The following is a 15938-nucleotide window of genomic DNA, read 5'->3' on the forward strand; positions in this document are numbered from 1 at the left end:
AAGGTTTTTCCCTCCAGGTTAAGCCATGATTTTCAGCGTCATTCGTGTTTCTTTGCTTGAATCAAAATTATTGTTTGGAAATGTCATCAAGGCATTTAACCAGTCGTTAAACCTGACCAAAACTCCGCTTCGCTCCGTTTTGGCAGGTTAACTCTATTCGTTATGCCGTCCAGGCTAAGGAACTGGTGTTAAATTGGCTGAAAATGTTTTTTTATTCAATTTGTTTGTGCTTTCCAGAAATAGCGCCTTGAAGATGAAGGTTTGGGTGGAATGAATAACAATATTCGATGGCTGCATGTATCCGATTTCCATATCGGCAAGGACGGCTACGGCCAGAGCCAGCTGTTCAAGTATATTCTGAGCCATGTACAAGACATGCCGAAGCCGGATTTCGTGTTTATCACCGGTGACATCGCGCAATCCGGGAAAGAGAAAGAATACGAAAAATTCGGAGAGGACTTTCTAGAATCGCTTAAAAGTATCACCGGCAAAAAATGCCAAATTTTTATCGTGCCGGGCAATCACGACGTAGACCGGAAAAAAGAAGAATTCGTGACCCGCGACGCCATTCGGCAAAGATCGCCGAATTTTTTGACCCCGATGACAACGGACAAACTAAGCGTCAGGCGATTTTGTCGCGGTTTCAGGCGTACGCGGAGCACGATCAGTTATATCTGGATAACGACAATTGGTTGGCTTCGTCCGCCGCCTATTTTACCCATAACCTTACTGTCAAAGGCGTTCACATCGGTATTCTCGGCCTCAACACGGCCTGGTTCGCCGAAGACGAGTACGACAAAGGCCAACTTACACCTGGCAAGCCCATTGTGGAAACCGGCCTGGAAGCCATTGCCGAGGCCGATATCAAAATCGTGCTCGGCCATCATCCGCTCCACTGGTTCCATCCCGACGATACGCAAAGCATCCGTGCATTGTTCAGCAAACACCGGGTCATTTACCTGCACGGTCATTTACACCAAAACAGTTCCCGTTTCGAAGATGGAGCAGGGCATTTGTTTCTCAACGTGCAAAGCGGTGCGGCGTTCCAGGCGCGGGAAGACGATGTGTGGGTCAACGGCCTGCTGTGGGGCGAATGGAACCCGGCGGAACACTGCTTGGAATTAGAACCCTATCGTTGGAATAAAAAGCATCAGGAATGGATACATGATATGGAGGCGTTTCCCTATGCTTACCGCATTGGCGACACCACCCGCTTTGCCTTGCCTTTGGGCGGAATACAAGCTGCCGCGCCACTCCCTGCGATATTCCTCGGCCAAAAACCGAGAATCATTTCAAGCCACCTGAAGGCTGGGATTTAATTACCCGTGAATCGCTGGAAAAATTTGATACCAACCCCGACGATGCGGTGATTCTAAGTTATTTCGACGGGCGTGTGCCCAACTTCGGATTGGCCTTGTGTCCGAAAATCCCGCGCCGCGCCATTGTCCAGAAAATGACCGAGCGCCTGAACATGGCTACTCAGGCCAGACACCCCACCATCAATATGATTTTAGGCGCGGGTGGAGAAGGCAAAACCACGGCGTTTCTGCAAATCATTGAAGCCGTGTTGCATTCCGGTGAAGACTGGCAAGTGGTCTATCGCAGGAACGAAAACGCCAAGTTAAGCAAGAGAATGGTAGATGACTTACCCAAGGACGGACACCAGTGGCTGATTGCCTCGGACGACGCCGATTTGATTTCGGATGATGTGTATCACATTGCTTTCGGTTTGCAAAGCAATGGACGCGGTGACGTGCATTTCCTGCTTAGCGCCAGATTTTCAGAGTGGCGAAATACAAAAATTAATCAGCGGCAATGGGAAAACTTTTCTGGGTATTCTGAAGAGAAATTACGTGGTTTAGAAAAAGAAGATGCCGAATTGGTTGTTGATGCCTGGAGTGTCTATGAAGATAAAGGTTTAGGTCGTTTATCTGAGTTATCGAAACAAGATGCGATAGAACGGCTGGTACAGGAAAGTCGTTCTGATCAATCTCTAGAAGAAGGCGCTTTTCTTGGTGCGCTACTACGATTAAGGTTTGGAGCGGGGCTCAAGGACCATGTTAGGACGTTGTTAAATAATTTGGCGGATGAGAATAAGAGAAGAATCTCCCCAGAAAACCCTAATAATTTATTGCATGCGTTTTGTTACATTGCAGCGATGCATGCTGAAAATAAGCCGTTTTTATCTAAAATAGTTCTCGCCAAAATTCTGAATATAGAGCAGCGACAGTTGCGCTCAAAAGTATTATGGCCATTAGGGAAGAAGCTGCCGCTGATGTGGCTGGAGAAATGGTTTTTACCAGACATAGAGCTATTGCTGAAACCGCAATAGATATTCTAAGGAACACCGCGCATTATGATATTGATATCGATGATGCCTATGTTGACTTAGTAGCAACGGCAGAGCAGCTCTATCAAGCTGGTCATTTTATTACCAATTTAGCTGAATGGCGTTACTTATCCGACTATTTTTACGAAAAAGGAAACACTGTATTAGCAATACGCTTAGCTCAAGCTCTATTACAAGAAGCGAGAACAGACTCTTATTTCCGCGTCAAACTAGCCCAACTCTTCCGCAAAGCCGGGCAGCCGGAACAGGCATTGCGGGTATTTCGGGATGCACCTACAACCGAACTACGAGGTTTTTTTCACGAATGGGCAACAGCAGAAGGAAACCAAGGAAATCTCGCCATTGCTGTCTGGCTCGATGCAGTATCTTTAGCAGATGACACAGCACAAAAGCCCATTGATAATAAACAGGCTGCAATGAATTTAGGCGGTTTTGGGTTAGCTTGTTCTAAATTATTTGAAGGCTATAACAAAAGGGCTTTTATTGAAGGTTGTGGGGCTGCCGCGCAAGTAGGGTTGAGTTTGCGTGTTCTAAATGAAAAAGATAAAAAATATTTCTTAGCAAGCCAAGAACTCGCTCGCGCTCAAGGTATCTCTAATGTTCACGCTGAAACGGCTATCAAACGCCTCCGAAAAGCCGCCATCGCAGCCTATCAACAACGCGAAACTAACTTGGCGGAATGGATACTACCACCAGAGGAAATGAAATTTGACGGTCTGGCGGAACTGTTGGGGATTGAAAGGGATGCTCATACGATGCCAAAGAAACACCATTAGATAGGCGAGGTAATTTCAACTTAGTTGAAAAGCAAGCATAACAAGGCCGTAAACGCGGACGCATTTTTCGCTCGCTGCGCTCACTACAAATGCCCCGGTTACGGCTGGCGTTAGGCGGCAATAAAATACACTAATGAGGAGAAAAGTAAGTGGCAAGAAATTTTAAATTTCCAACCCCCGAGTCTTGTAAATTAAAAGATAACGCAGTCTTATGCACATCTGATCGCATTTTGTCTTTGTATAATCAAGCAACTGGAAAAGATCAAAAAAGAATCACCGACCCGGTCAAGCAGTGGTTTTCTCAGGAAGCTCAACAAAATGGCTGGGCTGGTGGGCACTTCCTGCCAGAAGTACAGTCCGGCCATGGCGCGGGGTGTGTTTTATTTATTCCCCCAAAAGAAATTAATGTTGAAGTCAAAGTTACAGAAAAGACATTGATTTTGTTGGCGGACGATGAAAATTCCTAAAACAACATCATTTGCTTGGCCTAATCGGGTAAGGGCGAGTATCTCTCCCGCCCTCCCCACACCACCTAGCATGCGGGTCCGCACTAGGCGGTTGAAACAGGGTAATGAAAACGTACCCACTGGTCTTTGATCGACACCAAGCCCTGCGCTTTTAACCACTCGTTGTTCATCGCCATTTGCGTGATCGGTGTCCGCGACATGGCGTAAGGCCCTTTCGAGCTGACGCCGGTTTTAATCGCTTCCTTTAAGCTGACGCCCAGACTGACCAGATGGCTAATCTTGGTGCGCGGCCACCGCCACTGTTTGATCGCCAAGGATGGCGTGAATGCAGATATTGCAGGAGCATATATCTGTCCAGTAGCAACAGCGCATGCGCCGCCGTAGCCATTCATCCAGCTCTGGGACTGGCCGGTAATATTCCGATAACGCAAAGTAGTTCATCCAACCCACGATATAGCGGCGCAGTTCGCGGTAGCGGTAAGCCAGGCTGACGCTCCACGAACGCCCTGTGAGTTGTTTGATACGACGTTTAAAGCGGTGTAGCGCCTTGTCGCTCCAGACGATTTTGTTGCCTCGGAAGCAAAACCCGAGAAACTCCAATTCGTTGCTGGTACAGATACGACTTTTGTTGAGATTGACGTGTAGTTTCAACCGCTGCTCCAGAAACCGGGTGATGTTGGCCTGCACTCGTTGTGCCGCCCGTAGGCTGCGCACACAGATGACGAAGTCGTCGGCGTATCGGGCAAACCGATGGCCGCACTGGTGCAGGTAAACGTCCAACTCGTGCAACACGATATTAGCCAGCAACGGCGATAGCGGACCGCCTTGGGGAACGCCCTTAGTGGTCGCTTGCCATTGGCCGTTTTCGATAACGCCGGCGCGCAAATAACGACCGATCAGTTGCAGCACCCGCTTGTCGCTAATGCGTTTACTGAGAAGTCGCATCAACACGTCGTGATTGACGTTGTCGAAGAAGGCGGCCAAATCGATGTCCACCACCATCCGGTATTTCGCCCGGATATAGTCGCGCACTTGCCGGATGGCTTGGTGGGCGTTACGTCCGGGACGGAAGCCGTAGCTGTTGTGGCTGAACTCGCGTTCGAAGTGCGGCGCGAGTTGTTGCGCTATGGCTTGCTGGATGACACGGTCGGTGATTGTGGGAATGCCCAGCGGCCGTTTATCGCCGTTGGGTTTGGGTATCCACACCCGCCGGACCGGGTCCGGTTGGTAGTCACCGCTCATCAATTGGGTCTTGATGGTCGGCCAGTGTTGTTGCGCCCAGGCGGGAAAATCCGCCACGGCAATCGCATCAACCCCAGCCGCGCCCTTGTTCGCCTTTACGCGCTTCCAGGCACGTTGCAGGTTGTCGCGGGCGACGATGGTTTCCAGTAGTGGTTGTTCCAAGGCGTGCACGGTTGTCATACGCCGGTAGTCACTTCCCGCAGGTCGCGGGTTCCGTCAATATCGAGTTTGGCAAGGCGCTGCCCTGTCCTATTTCTTTGGTCCTTCGCGCTGAGGGCATTCCCGCCGCCAAAGTTACTATGACCGCTGCTGACTTCTGAAACGTCACGCCTCACATTGCTATGATGCGCGCTGCTCTTTACGAGCCGCTGGCGTTTCAGATCTCCCCAGATAAGAACATGAACTGTCACGACACAACCGCCGGATTTACTGTACAGCGCGAATTCATGGCCTTCGTTGTCCTGTGCCAACTCGGCCCTGCTGCTCAGCCTTATATCCAGTTTCTGTTCGTCGGCTCGTCGTTTTGCACTTAGGCTTCCTTCAGACAATCCCTCACGGGCTTGCCTTTGCCTTCGGCTAGTCGTTATGATCGCTAACATGATTAACGTTGAATTCTCCGACAGGGGACTTGCACCCCATAAGTTCATGCCCATGCTGGGCGTACACAATGCGGTCAACAGGGACGCCCAAACAGCCGGCTTCGCCGCCTGTTTGGCCGCCCGTTACCTTAAACGTTGGCCCTCACTATTGGAGCCTCTTTTATGAAATGGTGTCTAGCCTTACTCGTCGCGCTTCTTCCGCTTGCCGCTCAAAGCGGATGGATTGATCCGAGCGGAAAGCCCATTCCTGATTCTGACAACATGCGCAGTGCTGAAGACTTCGGCATTCAAATCGTTCTTACTGCGAACGAAGGTCAGTTTCGCCAAACATGGAACTCATCCACGCCCCCGCCGAAACTGACTACTACCAACACGGTACGCCTAGGCGAAACGGTCTCCGCACTCCTCATCTTTCATGGCTGTGCGCCGAATGTCGGTGGCGTTTGCGACGTGGTATCTGATTTCATCCTCGAAGGGCCAGATGGAAGCAAAATGACGGCGGGTGGTGGCCCAGTTTGGTCTGGAAAGCCCATGCAGCAACGCCTCTTACAGCTCGGCCAAGCCAGTATGACTGTAGGCTTCGACAAGACTGATCCTGTTGGCGACTACAAGGTCACAGCGACCGTCAAAGACAAAGTTTCTGGCCGAGTCCTTTCTGTTACAGCGCGACTGAAAGTCACGAAGTGAGTTGTTGCGCCGTGAGGGCCAATCGGGTAGCTTCACGTTAGGCCGCGTATGAAGGCTGCAATCGCGCTTGCGTTCCCGGTTTTCGCCACGATTGCCGCGATCGGTCAATCGATCATCCGCGAAAAGCGAAACAGAAGCCCATCCGCGTACCGAGCCACAACCAGCCTCCTATTGACCATCTTGCTGTTCAACGTCGCAGGGTCCTTCTTCTTTGGCGTATATATTGCTATCGACAATCCGAAGACCGCAAAAGACGCTCTTTGGTTCATGCCACTACTTTTCGCACCCGTCGAGTACTGGCTCCGTTTTGGCCCTGCACTCGTCGCGGCCGCCGCGGTGTTTGCACTGATATCCGTGCAACTGCATCGATCGAAGAGTTGCTCTTTCTCGTTACGAAAAGACTCGCAAAGTAGTTCAATCCTATCGGTCAGCAAAATCCGGTTTCGTTCCGCCAAATTGACTGTGAAAAAATAACAACCGCCTTTGAGGCGATGTCGGCGATATTCTGTCATATCGCATTTACCGGCGCTTCGATTGATGGGTTTCGCTTCGCTCTACCCATCCTACTGTCGGCCATTGGCTTACCTCCGGTCATTGGCCGACTTTGGGTCGGAACCGGCGACCGTTCCGCGACCGGAATGCCTGGCAGTTTTGAAGTCGGAATCGCTCGCGGGTTCGATCGGAATATGCAAGAGTCCTATCGAAGCCTGAACGGCAACATACTTGCCGCTGTAAATGAAAATCCCCGTCCGTCCCGCTTTTTGCCTTGCGTTTATTGCTCGGAGCGTTGCTCGCAACTCTTTTAGTATTAAGGGAATCACTATTTGCCTTGCCCGCAAGGCTTTTAGTGTTACGCACAAGGCTCGGAGCCTTGCGTATATTGCTCGGAGAATTGCGCGCAACTCTTTTAGCGTTGCGGGAATCACTTTTTGCCTTGCGCACAAGGCTCGGAGCCTTGCGTGTATTGCTCGGAGCGTTGCGCGCAACTCTTTTAGCATTACGGGAATCACTATTTGCCTTGCCCGCAAGGCTTGGAGCCTTGCGTGTATTGCTCGAAGCGTTGCGAGAATCACTTTTAGTGTTGCGGGATAGACTTTTTGCGTTGCGATCAAGACTGGGAACCGCGTTAATTGCCGGATTCGCGTTGAAAGCGCTGCTCCGGCGGCCAACCCGATACCCAATCAGCGGTCGCGGCGTGGTTAAAACGGTTTGCGGCGAGTCGGGCCGGCCGGCTCGCCGCGTAATGCAGGATTTTCGGCGATCGGCAGTCCTTAAGTAGCCGCTTTCGGTTTAGCGCCGCGATTAAAACGGACCGACATTGCTTGCCGCAACGTTTCCAACGCGGCGCCCTTGCCGGCAATCTTTAACGAGGCATAGGCATCCAAACTAAAATTGTAAATATCGCTGCCCAGGGCCATGTCGGTATCCTCGCCGCGACTCAACAAATCCCGCAAGCGATGCAGGCGCGGGCGTAATTGATCCAGCGCGGTAAAATCGGCCACGGCTTCGTTGACATCCAGGCTGGGCGGCAGCGCTTGCGGATTTTGACCGGAGACGATTAGCGTCTGCCGGCAAAACGCTTCGGTCTTATCGCCCATCTTCGCCAGACTATGCCGTTCGTTGGGCGATAGATTGAGAAAGCTGGAAAAATGACTTTCCAAAACACTCAGCGCCGCATCGATTTCAGCGAGCGCGCTATCGGTAAAACTGATTGAAATCAAATTTTGACTCATCGTCATCTCCTTAAACTGATTACCAAACGCGCGGAATAAGCTGTCGTTCCGCGTATTAAAGCCTAGCCAACATTTAAAAAAATGACTGATTTTTTATGTTAGTTTAATTACTGACGGATTTGTCGAAAACCGGCCAATTTAGCCAGTCTGGGCTTGGCAATTAGGCAGGACTACGCCTAACGGAAGCAGCGAGCTTATATTTCGGAAATGCCCAAGTGTTAGACAACGGCATCAAATTTGGCGCAAAATCCGACAACGTAGAATTGAGCCTTTTAAAGACGGTACGGGAATCCCAAATGAAAAACCGCCATCAGTGAAAAATCTCCGCACTGATCGCTAACGGTAAAAACACGGAATCCATCGCAAAGCTGAACGGCAGATCGACCAGCGGATAGCGTGGAGCTTCGGTCTTGAGTTTTCGGATAGTCGGATTGTCGTTTTCCAACGCCGCCCAATCCAGCCGAGTGCCGCAGTAGATGAATACGCGCTCGTACAACGGAACTTCGGCATTTAAGCTTTTGAAAGTGGCGCAGCCGGATAGTCCCATACTGCAAAAAACACAGATGACGATATTCTCGAATGTTTTCAACTTATTCCTGTTATATGATTGCCTTCAACCTACCATCTAGCTTATCACGTCAAATAAGCTAAAACTGTTGCTCACAAGGAATGCCGTCATTGTCACCATCCATCTTCGTATCAGGGCAATTCCGGAGATAAAAAACAGCTTCCTCATACGACCCCATTTCCGAGCAATACACCTTACCTTGACACTGAAAATGTTGAATGGGTTTTTCGGGTTCAGCAATTGGCAATACCGGCTGACCACTAGAGCCATTTTGATTCGCAAACTTGCTGAAGATTGAAACAGCGGCAACTATAAGCAGCACAGGAATAAATCTATATCCTGATTTCTTATACGGTGGTCTATAGGTGTTGCGGCTTCCGTGAGGTCTTTGTTCCGGTAAAGTGGATTTCGGTGTTTTACGCTTTCTGTCAATTGGAGCGACTGTTAAAACCGGAGACACACCTTCTATTTTTGCGTTGATCGCGCGTAGCTTGCCATTATCATCAAGATTTGTTTCGTAATAAATAACGTCTCCAACAACTGGAGAACGGCTCATACTTTTCAAAGCCGATATGTGGATAAAAATATCGGCGCCGCCTGACTCCGGTTTTATGAAACCGAAGCCTCTTTCTTCTACCCAACCAACCAGTTTGCCCTTTTCCGTTTCCATCGCTTAGTTATTTGTCATTTTAGGATTCAGCAGCCAACTCACTTGCAATTATCTCAGCCTGCTTTAACACGGTTTCTGTAGCCAACAATTGCATATCCGGCGGATAGCCGCACTCGGCTCTCCCCTGAGCGATCAGCCGGTCCGGAACACCAAGGTCCGATTGTTGGCCGGCATTTCTACATCGTCCGTCACGGTCAAGTCGGCCGACGCCGCCAAGTCGGCGATCCATTCGTAATCCTTGATGCCGCTACGCGGATCGCGCTGCTTTAGCCATTCGTCGAAGCGGGCATTGCTGTCGCTAGTGTAGCGGCCTTGGTAATTGAAAGGGCCGTAAAAGCACGCGGTCGCGACCGGGCTTAGATAAGTCCGCAGCTTTTCGAACAAGATTTCGACTTCGGCATGCCCCATGATGTGCAAGGTGTTGGCGGAGAACAAGGCATCAATGCCGTTACAAGGCCAGATCGCGTCGGTCACGTCCAAGGCCAGGGCCGGGCGCAGATTGTCCAGTCCGGCTTCGTCGCGCCACAGCGCGATACCGGGCAAATGCTCGGCGCGGTCGGTGGGCTGCCATTCCAGATGCGGCAAATGCCTGGCAAAATGGCAAGCATGCTGACCGGTGCCGCTGCCGATCTCCCACACCGTCGCCGGCTCGGTAAACGCGGTCTTTAACACTTGCAATATCGGGTCTTTGTTGTTTTCGCAGGCTTGCGAGAAGGGCTTGGCTGTCATTACGGTTCTGGTCGGGATTAGTATGCCGGGTATTATGCTATTGATTCGGCGCGACGATCACAATGCCTGGAGCAATTGCCTTGCCGAGACGACAGCAACCCCAACCCGACAACCGCAAAACCATCCCGCAAGCCATCGACAACAAAACATCCAAGTCAGCGATGATTTAAAGATCATCCCTGTTGGGGTTCGTTGCCTCACTCTCAACCTATGTCTCTGGCCGATTTTCACCTGCCTAAGCGCCGCCCAATACCTCCCGTGCATCCGTTGCGTTTGACAACGGGGCGTATCCGCCGGTAGCTTAATGACAGAAGAGTCAGCCCACGGCCGATCGCCGACTGCGGTTAAATGCCAATTGCTTACCAGTACACTGAAACCAAAATACGCACCTTGAATGCGACCATAACCGACCATTTCATCGCCCAGTTGTGGACAGAGGCCTTGGCAAACGACTTGCGGACGTTTTTGACCGGCCGGGTCAAATGCCCGGAAGCCGCCGAGGACTTGGCTCACGAAACCTATTTGCGTTTCTACAAAAGCGCCCATACCAACCTGCCGGACAACGCCCGAGCCCTGGCGTTTCGCATCGCGGTCAATCTGGCGATCGATTATCAGCGTCATTGCAAGGTCAAAAGCCAAATTTTGGCCGACGTCGACGACGAACTATTGGCCGACACCGTGGCTGACCACGCCCAGACCGATCCGTTGCGGATTCTGCTGTCGCGCGAACGCTTCGGCACGATGGAAGCTGCATTGAGCGAATTATCCGCCGACTGCCGCACCGCATTTATCCTGAACAAAATCGAAAACCTGTCCTACGCGGAAATCGCCGGTCGCCTGAATATCTCGCAGCGCTCGGTCGGCAGGCTGCTGGAACAGGCGATTTTGCATTGCATGCTGCGGCTGGACGATTGATATGGATACAGGTCACACCCTACTGCCAGGTATCGAGTCCCTGCTGCCCTTTTCGGCGGTCGAATGCCGCCGATGACCCGCAACGATCCGAGCGCCTTAGACTTGAAACGCCAAGCCGTGCGCTGGCTGGTGCGCCTGCGTTCGGACGATTTGAGCGAAGCGGAAACGCTGGCATTCGCCGAGTGGCTGTCGCAGGATTACCGCCATTCCGAAGCCTTCGCCGCGGCGGAAAACACCCTGAACGAGATGGCCGTTGTCGCAACCCATTCCGATAAATTGGCCGTTACGCCCCCGCCGCAGACTGCGTCACCGACAAATCCGCCCGAGCGGCTGTCGCGGCAAGCTGCGCGGGGCCGATATTGGTTTGGCGCCGGCCTAGCGATGGCGGCGGTTTGGCTGTTGGCCGTGCTCACGATTATGCCCAGACAAAGCCATCTGCTTGCCGACTATTTTAGCGACTACCATACCGGCACCGGCGAACAGCGCCAACTCGAACTGGCGGACGGTAGCCGCCTGCTGCTCAATACCAATACCGCGATTTCGGTCGACTTCAACGCCGACGTACGGCAAATCGTGTTGCACCACGGCCAGGCTCGTTTTCAGGTGGCGGCCGATGCGGCGCATCCGTTTCAGGTACAAGCCGGCGAACTTAACGTGCGGGCCTTGGGCACTGTTTTCGACGTCTACCGAAGCGGCGGCCAGACTCAGGTCATCGTGGAAGAACATGCCGTACTCGCCCTGCCTGCCGGCCGGCAGGCTGCCGACGGCATCAGGATCGAGCAGGGCCAGCAACTGAGCTATCGGCCCGGTCAAACAGGCGCATTGGCAACGATCGATTTAGAATTGGCGCAAGCCTGGCAGCAACGGCAATTGATCGTCAGCGACCGGCCGCTGGCGGATCTGGTTAACGAACTGGAACGCTACCGCCTGGGGCGGATTTATATCGCCGATGAAACGCTGAAACAGCAACATGTCACCGGCGTATTCCCGCTGGACAATCCGGATGTGGTGCTGGAAACCTTGCACAAAGTCCTCGGCATCCGTGCTACCCATCTGGGCCCGTGGGTGGTATTGCAGCGCTAGGCATCTCGTGCCATTAGTTCCCTGCACTCAATCTCGGCAGAAAATCGCCGCGGCATGACCAGCGTACAGGAGTAGTGATCAGCGGCCAAATGCATGCGGGCAACACTTTTTTTGGCTAGGTTTGCTCGGCCAATCGTTGTTTATAAGGAGATTAATATCATTCACCCGGAGGAAAGATGAACAACAGCGGTTATCCAGACCAATGCTTAGCTAAAGGACGCCCATCGCCATATTCCCTACACCCGTTTACCGCCGCCGGCCGGGTGTCGTTATTGATCGGCAGCATGCTGATCAGCCAACCCTTGCTAGCCGAGGAAACCAGGCATTATCAAATCCCCGCGCAATCGCTCAACAATGCGCTGACCAAATTCGCGTCGGAAGCCAAACTGATCCTGCTGTTCAATTCCGAACAAATCCGAGGCATCAACACGCGCGGCCTGGATGGCGATCTGACGCCGGAACAAGCCTTACGGCAATTGTTGCAAGAGACGGGTTACCGCTTTCGCTTCGTCGATGCCCACACCGTCACCCTGGAAAAAGCCGAACACACCAACCCGCCCGCACCCGCCGACTCCAGCACGCTGCCGGCGGTGAAGGTGGTCGGCAAGGCCGAATACGATGCCACCGATCCTTATAACCCGAATTACGTGCTGCCCAATGCCACCGCCGGCACCAAGACCGACACGCCGATCATGGAAACGCCGCTGAACGTGCAGGTGATTTCCAAGCAGGTGTTGAAGGATCAGCAGGTGATTACGTTGGATCAGGCTTTGAAAAATGTCAGCGGCATCACGAGCAATTCTAACGGCAGTGGCAGCGTCACCTTCGGCGGCACGAACCAATCGTTTTTTATCCGCGGTTTTGAATCGGAGACTTTTTTCCGCAATGGCTTTCGCTTGCAGCAAGGCGGGGCGAACCGGCAAATGGCGAATGTGGAATCCGTTGAAGTGCTGAAAGGCGCGGCGGCGATTTTATACGGACAAGTAGAACCGGGCGGCATGGTCAACGTGGTCACCAAGCAACCGTTGGCGACACCGTATTACGCGCTGGGCCAACAGTTTGGTTCCTACGATCTCTATCGCACCACGATCGACGCCACCGGCCCGGTCGGCAATCAGGACCGTTTGCTATACCGGATGAATATGTCTTACCAAAACAACAACACATTTCGGGAATTTAACGGTAAAGAAGATGTGTTTCTGGCCCCCGTGTTGAAATGGAACATCAGCTCCCAAACGCAGGCGACTCTTGAACTGGAATACGACCACCAACATCTGGGCTTGGATACCGGATTCGTCCCGCTGTATAACGATAAAATCTTCAGTGTGCCGCGCAACCGTAATTACGGCGGCTATTCGCCGTCAACCACCGAAACCGTTTATGGCGGCTTTAATTGGTCACACCAATTTAATGATGATTGGTCTATCAAACATCATTTTTCCGTCAATCAGCAGAATATCGCGCAACCGCATTTTGTCTTCCCTATTGCCACCGATGGCGTTGACGTATCTAGACAATTGAATAGCTACGATACCCAAAACAACACGTACGCCACCAGCTTGGACTTGACAGGCCATTTTGATACTGCCGGGCTACATCATACGTTACTGATAGGCGGCGATTATTATCGGGTTGATTCGGTGTTTAAAAATTCAGTCAGCGATCCGCTGTCTAATATAAATCTGCTCAATCCAGTGCATCCCGGTACGCCTTTTACCCAACCGCTATACCCTTTGGTCATCAATTCCAGCCGCACCGACCAATACGGCGTTTATATCCAAGATCAAATCAAATTGCCGCATAACGTCCATGTCATGGGTGGTATCCGCTACCAAAATTTCCATCAGGATCATGTCGCTAATTTCCCCAGTTTTGACTTTGTCTTGCCTTCAGTCCAGTCCAATGATGCCGTCACGCCTCGCGTCGGTATTTTATGGCAAGCCAAAAACTGGCTGAGTTTGTATGCCAACTATGTCGAAAGCTTTGGCGTGAACACCGCTTTTACTTTTACGCCTGACAATAAACCGGTACCCCCGACCGAAGGCGAACAATACGAAGGCGGCATCAAAACCGAATTTTTCGAGGGTCGCTTGCGGGCGACGTTGGCCTATTATGATTTGACTAAAACTAACGTCCCAACCTCCGACCCCAACCACCCCGGCTTTTCCATCTTGACTGGAGCGGTGCGTAGCCGTGGGCCGGAACTGGACATTAGCGGAGAAATTTTGCCAGGTTGGAGGGTCATTGGCACTTACGCAAATACCGATGCCCGCATCATCAAAACCGAGGAAACCGGTTATCAGGCGGTCGGCACGCGTTTTTGGAACGTCCCCCGGAATACTGGCAGCGTGTGGAGCACTTACGAACTACAAGCAGGGACAATGCGCGGCTTTAAATTGGGTGGTGGAGTGACCGTGCGCGACGGAGTGACGGCTTGTTGCAGCTTCCCCGCCTTCCAATTGCCCGGCTATGCCACGGTCGGTTTACTAGCGGCTTATAGTATCGATGTCGGCAAAAGCAAAATCACCGCCCAGTTGAATGTCGACAACCTATTAGACAATCACTACACCTCGAATTTATTTACCAATTACAACGCGCCAGTCGGTTTTAACGCCGGTAATGCCGATTTTGGCACACCACGTACATTTATGGGGTCGGTCAATATCCAATATTAACCGTTCAAGTAGCCGGTTAGGACCTTAGGCTGGGATAAGGTAACGAACCCCAACATTTTTAACCGGTTCGGCCTTTGCTGCTTGCCGATGGTTTTATTTGGTCGCGAGATCTCGCTTTTCTGTTTGGCTAGTGGCTTAAAGGTTGTCGTGTTGGGGTTCCTATCGTCACCTCAACCTACGCCCCCTTGGCCAGCTTCTTGTCCGCTACGCGGCGTTTTTGCAGCCAGCGTAAAATGCCAGTGATATATAAAATCAGCGGCGCAAAGCCGACGAAACACCATAAGATACGGCCTGTAAGTCCTAAAATCTGCCCGTCATGTAAAGGCCACAAGATATTCATAAACGTCTCGCCGGCGGTAAACTGGTTCGGGTCTTGCACCGCCAACACCGCGCCGCTGTACTGATCAATCCAGACTTTACTACGAGGCCGTTTGCGGTTGGCTTCTCCCGCTTGCCTTTTGGCCACCATATACGAGCCTTCTTTGCCATCCGGCGTATTCACTCCGCGCAATTCCGCGCCGGGAAAAACTTGGTCGGCAATCGCTACAGCTTGAGTGATGGAAATAGAACGAGCCGAATCAATCACGCTGGATTTCAGCGGTGGATTTTTTAAATGATCTTTTTTGATTGGCGAAAACACCGAAACCACCGGGGTGATGTAATCTTTATAACTAAAAGCTAAGCCGGTAAAAGCCAGTATTAATAGTAATGCTGCGCTATAAAATCCAACCGTTTTGTGCAAATCAAAGTAGTAGCGTTCTCGACTGGCATTGTGTTTTATGGACAAGGCTTGTTTAAACTTACCGCCACGCGGCCACCATAAATACAAGCCTGATAGGCAGGAAATACATAGAAAAACTCCGAAAAAGCAGACCACTTTAAAAGCAACTTCGCCGATTTCCTTTCCGATTTTGCCCAGTATAAAATCGGCATGCAGTTCGTAAATCAGACTAAGTACTGTTTGCCCCCAAAAGTGTTCTTCAGTAATCTTTCCGCTATAAGGGTCAACCAGTATTTGCAGTGGTGCAAACAGCTCATTTTTAGTTTCTTCGGGTTCGCGGTAATTTACCCAAAGATAATCGCTTAAATAACCCGGCAAGACGATAGACCACGCACCTGTTCTTTGCGGGTGAGCAGCCTTAACGGTTTGCATGACATCATCCAAACTGCGTGGTATTTGATTGCTTGGGTTTACCGCCGACAACCCCAGTTCGTTCAGTTCGGAATAAAAAATATTACAAGAGCCTGTCAATCCCAGAATGACAAAAACAAAACCCACGGTTAATGCCAACGTCAAATGCACATTTAACCAAAATCTGCGTCGTGTCTTCAGCCATATAAATCTTTTGTTAGGCATTAAATGTGGGCTAATTTGGTTATTTGATTGTCTTAACATCAGGAAATCTAATTCGATTGATGATATAGGCTAAGTATCAATCATTCA

At 51.2% G+C, this 15938-nt stretch carries 19 protein-coding genes and 1 pseudogene; 11 read left to right on the forward strand and 9 right to left on the reverse strand.

Annotated features, from left to right (window positions below; genetic code table 11):
* Positions 1-25: 25 nt before the first annotated feature.
* A complete protein-coding gene (locus ACP4CD_RS08460) occupies positions 26-151 on the forward strand; it encodes a hypothetical protein (protein WP_426994230.1) in 126 nt (41 codons plus the stop codon).
* 23 nt (positions 152-174) lie between these two features.
* On the opposite strand, the gene ACP4CD_RS08465 is transcribed toward ACP4CD_RS08460, so the two are convergent.
* A complete protein-coding gene (locus tag ACP4CD_RS08465) occupies positions 175-366 on the reverse strand; it encodes a hypothetical protein (protein WP_426994728.1) in 192 nt (63 codons plus the stop codon).
* Between ACP4CD_RS08465 and ACP4CD_RS08470 the strand changes: the two are divergent.
* The 5 genes and pseudogenes from ACP4CD_RS08470 to ACP4CD_RS08490 form a co-directional block, all read left to right on the forward strand.
* Positions 343-495: pseudogene (locus ACP4CD_RS08470) on the forward strand (hypothetical protein); the annotation flags it as partial. The gene ACP4CD_RS08465 and the pseudogene ACP4CD_RS08470 overlap by 24 nt on opposite strands.
* Complete coding sequence (locus ACP4CD_RS08475) at positions 495-1319, forward strand: hypothetical protein (protein ID WP_426994729.1); 825 nt, start codon at positions 495-497, stop codon at positions 1317-1319. The pseudogene ACP4CD_RS08470 and the gene ACP4CD_RS08475, both read left to right, overlap by 1 nt.
* A gap of 95 nt (positions 1320-1414) precedes the next feature.
* The gene (locus ACP4CD_RS08480; RefSeq protein WP_426994231.1) at positions 1415-2332 is read left to right on the forward strand and encodes a hypothetical protein; all 918 of its coding nucleotides are present in this window, start codon (positions 1415-1417) and stop codon (positions 2330-2332) included.
* Positions 2290-3126 (forward strand): hypothetical protein, encoded by an 837-nt coding sequence (locus tag ACP4CD_RS08485; protein WP_426994232.1) that lies wholly within the window; start codon positions 2290-2292, stop codon positions 3124-3126. Before ACP4CD_RS08480 ends, ACP4CD_RS08485 begins: the two co-directional genes overlap by 43 nt.
* 149 nt (positions 3127-3275) lie before the next feature.
* Positions 3276-3593 (forward strand): hypothetical protein, encoded by a 318-nt coding sequence (locus tag ACP4CD_RS08490; RefSeq protein WP_426994233.1) that lies wholly within the window; start codon positions 3276-3278, stop codon positions 3591-3593.
* A gap of 83 nt (positions 3594-3676) precedes the next feature.
* On the opposite strand, the gene ACP4CD_RS08495 is transcribed toward ACP4CD_RS08490, so the two are convergent.
* From ACP4CD_RS08495 to ACP4CD_RS08505, 3 genes are read right to left on the reverse strand one after another with little or no spacing between them, the layout of a single operon-like run.
* The gene (locus ACP4CD_RS08495; RefSeq protein WP_281020884.1) at positions 3677-3907 is read right to left on the reverse strand and encodes a hypothetical protein; all 231 of its coding nucleotides are present in this window, start codon (positions 3905-3907) and stop codon (positions 3677-3679) included.
* Positions 3867-5015: a group II intron reverse transcriptase/maturase gene (gene ltrA / locus ACP4CD_RS08500; protein WP_426994234.1), complete on the reverse strand. Its 1149-nt coding sequence runs from the start codon at positions 5013-5015 to the stop codon at positions 3867-3869. Before ltrA ends, ACP4CD_RS08495 begins: the two co-directional genes overlap by 41 nt.
* Positions 5012-5434, reverse strand: coding sequence for a hypothetical protein (locus tag ACP4CD_RS08505; RefSeq protein ID WP_426994235.1), 423 nt, complete (start codon positions 5432-5434; stop codon positions 5012-5014). The genes ltrA and ACP4CD_RS08505 overlap by 4 nt, the downstream gene beginning before the upstream one ends.
* A gap of 162 nt (positions 5435-5596) precedes the next feature.
* Between ACP4CD_RS08505 and ACP4CD_RS08510 the strand changes: the two genes are divergently transcribed.
* Together ACP4CD_RS08510 and ACP4CD_RS08515 are read left to right on the forward strand one after the other, a co-directional pair.
* Positions 5597-6121 (forward strand): hypothetical protein, encoded by a 525-nt coding sequence (locus ACP4CD_RS08510; RefSeq protein WP_426994236.1) that lies wholly within the window; start codon positions 5597-5599, stop codon positions 6119-6121.
* 48 nt (positions 6122-6169) lie between these two features.
* The gene (locus ACP4CD_RS08515) at positions 6170-6595 is read left to right on the forward strand and encodes a hypothetical protein (RefSeq protein WP_426994237.1); all 426 of its coding nucleotides are present in this window, start codon (positions 6170-6172) and stop codon (positions 6593-6595) included.
* Positions 6596-7392: 797 nt separating this feature from the next.
* Here the strand turns inward: ACP4CD_RS08515 and ACP4CD_RS08520 are convergent.
* The 4 genes from ACP4CD_RS08520 to ACP4CD_RS08535 all read right to left on the reverse strand — a co-directional run bounded on the left by ACP4CD_RS08520 (position 7393) and on the right by ACP4CD_RS08535 (position 9821).
* Entirely contained in the window at positions 7393-7854 is a 462-nt protein-coding gene (locus ACP4CD_RS08520; protein ID WP_426994238.1) for a hypothetical protein, read from the reverse strand.
* A gap of 310 nt (positions 7855-8164) precedes the next feature.
* Complete coding sequence (locus tag ACP4CD_RS08525; RefSeq protein ID WP_168032291.1) at positions 8165-8350, reverse strand: YceK/YidQ family lipoprotein; 186 nt, start codon at positions 8348-8350, stop codon at positions 8165-8167.
* Positions 8351-8501: 151 nt separating this feature from the next.
* On the reverse strand, positions 8502-9092 hold the full coding sequence (locus ACP4CD_RS08530; protein ID WP_426994239.1) for a cold shock domain-containing protein: 591 nt from the start codon (positions 9090-9092) through the stop codon (positions 8502-8504).
* Positions 9093-9224: 132 nt separating this feature from the next.
* Complete coding sequence (locus ACP4CD_RS08535) at positions 9225-9821, reverse strand: DUF938 domain-containing protein (RefSeq protein ID WP_426994240.1); 597 nt, start codon at positions 9819-9821, stop codon at positions 9225-9227.
* Positions 9822-10211: 390 nt separating this feature from the next.
* Between ACP4CD_RS08535 and ACP4CD_RS08540 the strand changes: the two genes are divergently transcribed.
* The 3 genes from ACP4CD_RS08540 (at position 10212) to ACP4CD_RS08550 (ending at position 14494) form a co-directional block, all read left to right on the forward strand.
* Positions 10212-10736: an RNA polymerase sigma factor gene (locus ACP4CD_RS08540; RefSeq protein WP_071157841.1), complete on the forward strand. Its 525-nt coding sequence runs from the start codon at positions 10212-10214 to the stop codon at positions 10734-10736.
* Between the two features lie 63 nt (positions 10737-10799).
* Positions 10800-11819 carry a FecR family protein gene (locus tag ACP4CD_RS08545; protein WP_426994241.1) on the forward strand — a complete coding sequence of 340 codons (1020 nt, stop codon included), beginning with the start codon at positions 10800-10802 and terminating at the stop codon, positions 11817-11819.
* A 176-nt stretch (positions 11820-11995) separates the two neighbouring features.
* Positions 11996-14494 carry a TonB-dependent siderophore receptor gene (locus tag ACP4CD_RS08550; RefSeq protein WP_426994242.1) on the forward strand — a complete coding sequence of 833 codons (2499 nt, stop codon included), beginning with the start codon at positions 11996-11998 and terminating at the stop codon, positions 14492-14494.
* Positions 14495-14669: 175 nt separating this feature from the next.
* On the opposite strand, the gene ACP4CD_RS08555 is transcribed toward ACP4CD_RS08550, so the two are convergent.
* On the reverse strand, positions 14670-15890 hold the full coding sequence (locus ACP4CD_RS08555; RefSeq protein WP_426994243.1) for a PepSY-associated TM helix domain-containing protein: 1221 nt from the start codon (positions 15888-15890) through the stop codon (positions 14670-14672).
* Positions 15891-15938: the final 48 nt, after the last annotated feature.

It is taken from the genome of Methylomonas stagni, from assembly GCF_050154735.1.
Lineage (GTDB): Bacteria > Pseudomonadota > Gammaproteobacteria > Methylococcales > Methylomonadaceae > Methylomonas > Methylomonas koyamae_A.

Coding starts and splice junctions, on each gene's coding strand:
- ACP4CD_RS08460 (WP_426994230.1), top strand. CDS start 26: ATGATTTTCAGCGTCATTCGTGTTTCTTTGCTTGAATCAAAATTATTG.
- ACP4CD_RS08465 (WP_426994728.1), bottom strand. CDS start 366: ATGGCTCAGAATATACTTGAACAGCTGGCTCTGGCCGTAGCCGTCCTT.
- ACP4CD_RS08475 (WP_426994729.1), top strand. CDS start 495: ATGCCAAATTTTTATCGTGCCGGGCAATCACGACGTAGACCGGAAAAA.
- ACP4CD_RS08485 (WP_426994232.1), top strand. CDS start 2,290: ATGGTTTTTACCAGACATAGAGCTATTGCTGAAACCGCAATAGATATT.
- ltrA (WP_426994234.1), bottom strand. CDS start 5,015: ATGACAACCGTGCACGCCTTGGAACAACCACTACTGGAAACCATCGTC.
- ACP4CD_RS08505 (WP_426994235.1), bottom strand. CDS start 5,434: ATGTTAGCGATCATAACGACTAGCCGAAGGCAAAGGCAAGCCCGTGAG.
- ACP4CD_RS08510 (WP_426994236.1), top strand. CDS start 5,597: ATGAAATGGTGTCTAGCCTTACTCGTCGCGCTTCTTCCGCTTGCCGCT.
- ACP4CD_RS08515 (WP_426994237.1), top strand. CDS start 6,170: ATGAAGGCTGCAATCGCGCTTGCGTTCCCGGTTTTCGCCACGATTGCC.
- ACP4CD_RS08520 (WP_426994238.1), bottom strand. CDS start 7,854: ATGAGTCAAAATTTGATTTCAATCAGTTTTACCGATAGCGCGCTCGCT.
- ACP4CD_RS08530 (WP_426994239.1), bottom strand. CDS start 9,092: ATGGAAACGGAAAAGGGCAAACTGGTTGGTTGGGTAGAAGAAAGAGGC.
- ACP4CD_RS08535 (WP_426994240.1), bottom strand. CDS start 9,821: ATGACAGCCAAGCCCTTCTCGCAAGCCTGCGAAAACAACAAAGACCCG.
- ACP4CD_RS08545 (WP_426994241.1), top strand. CDS start 10,800: ATGCCGCCGATGACCCGCAACGATCCGAGCGCCTTAGACTTGAAACGC.
- ACP4CD_RS08550 (WP_426994242.1), top strand. CDS start 11,996: ATGAACAACAGCGGTTATCCAGACCAATGCTTAGCTAAAGGACGCCCA.
- ACP4CD_RS08555 (WP_426994243.1), bottom strand. CDS start 15,890: ATGTTAAGACAATCAAATAACCAAATTAGCCCACATTTAATGCCTAAC.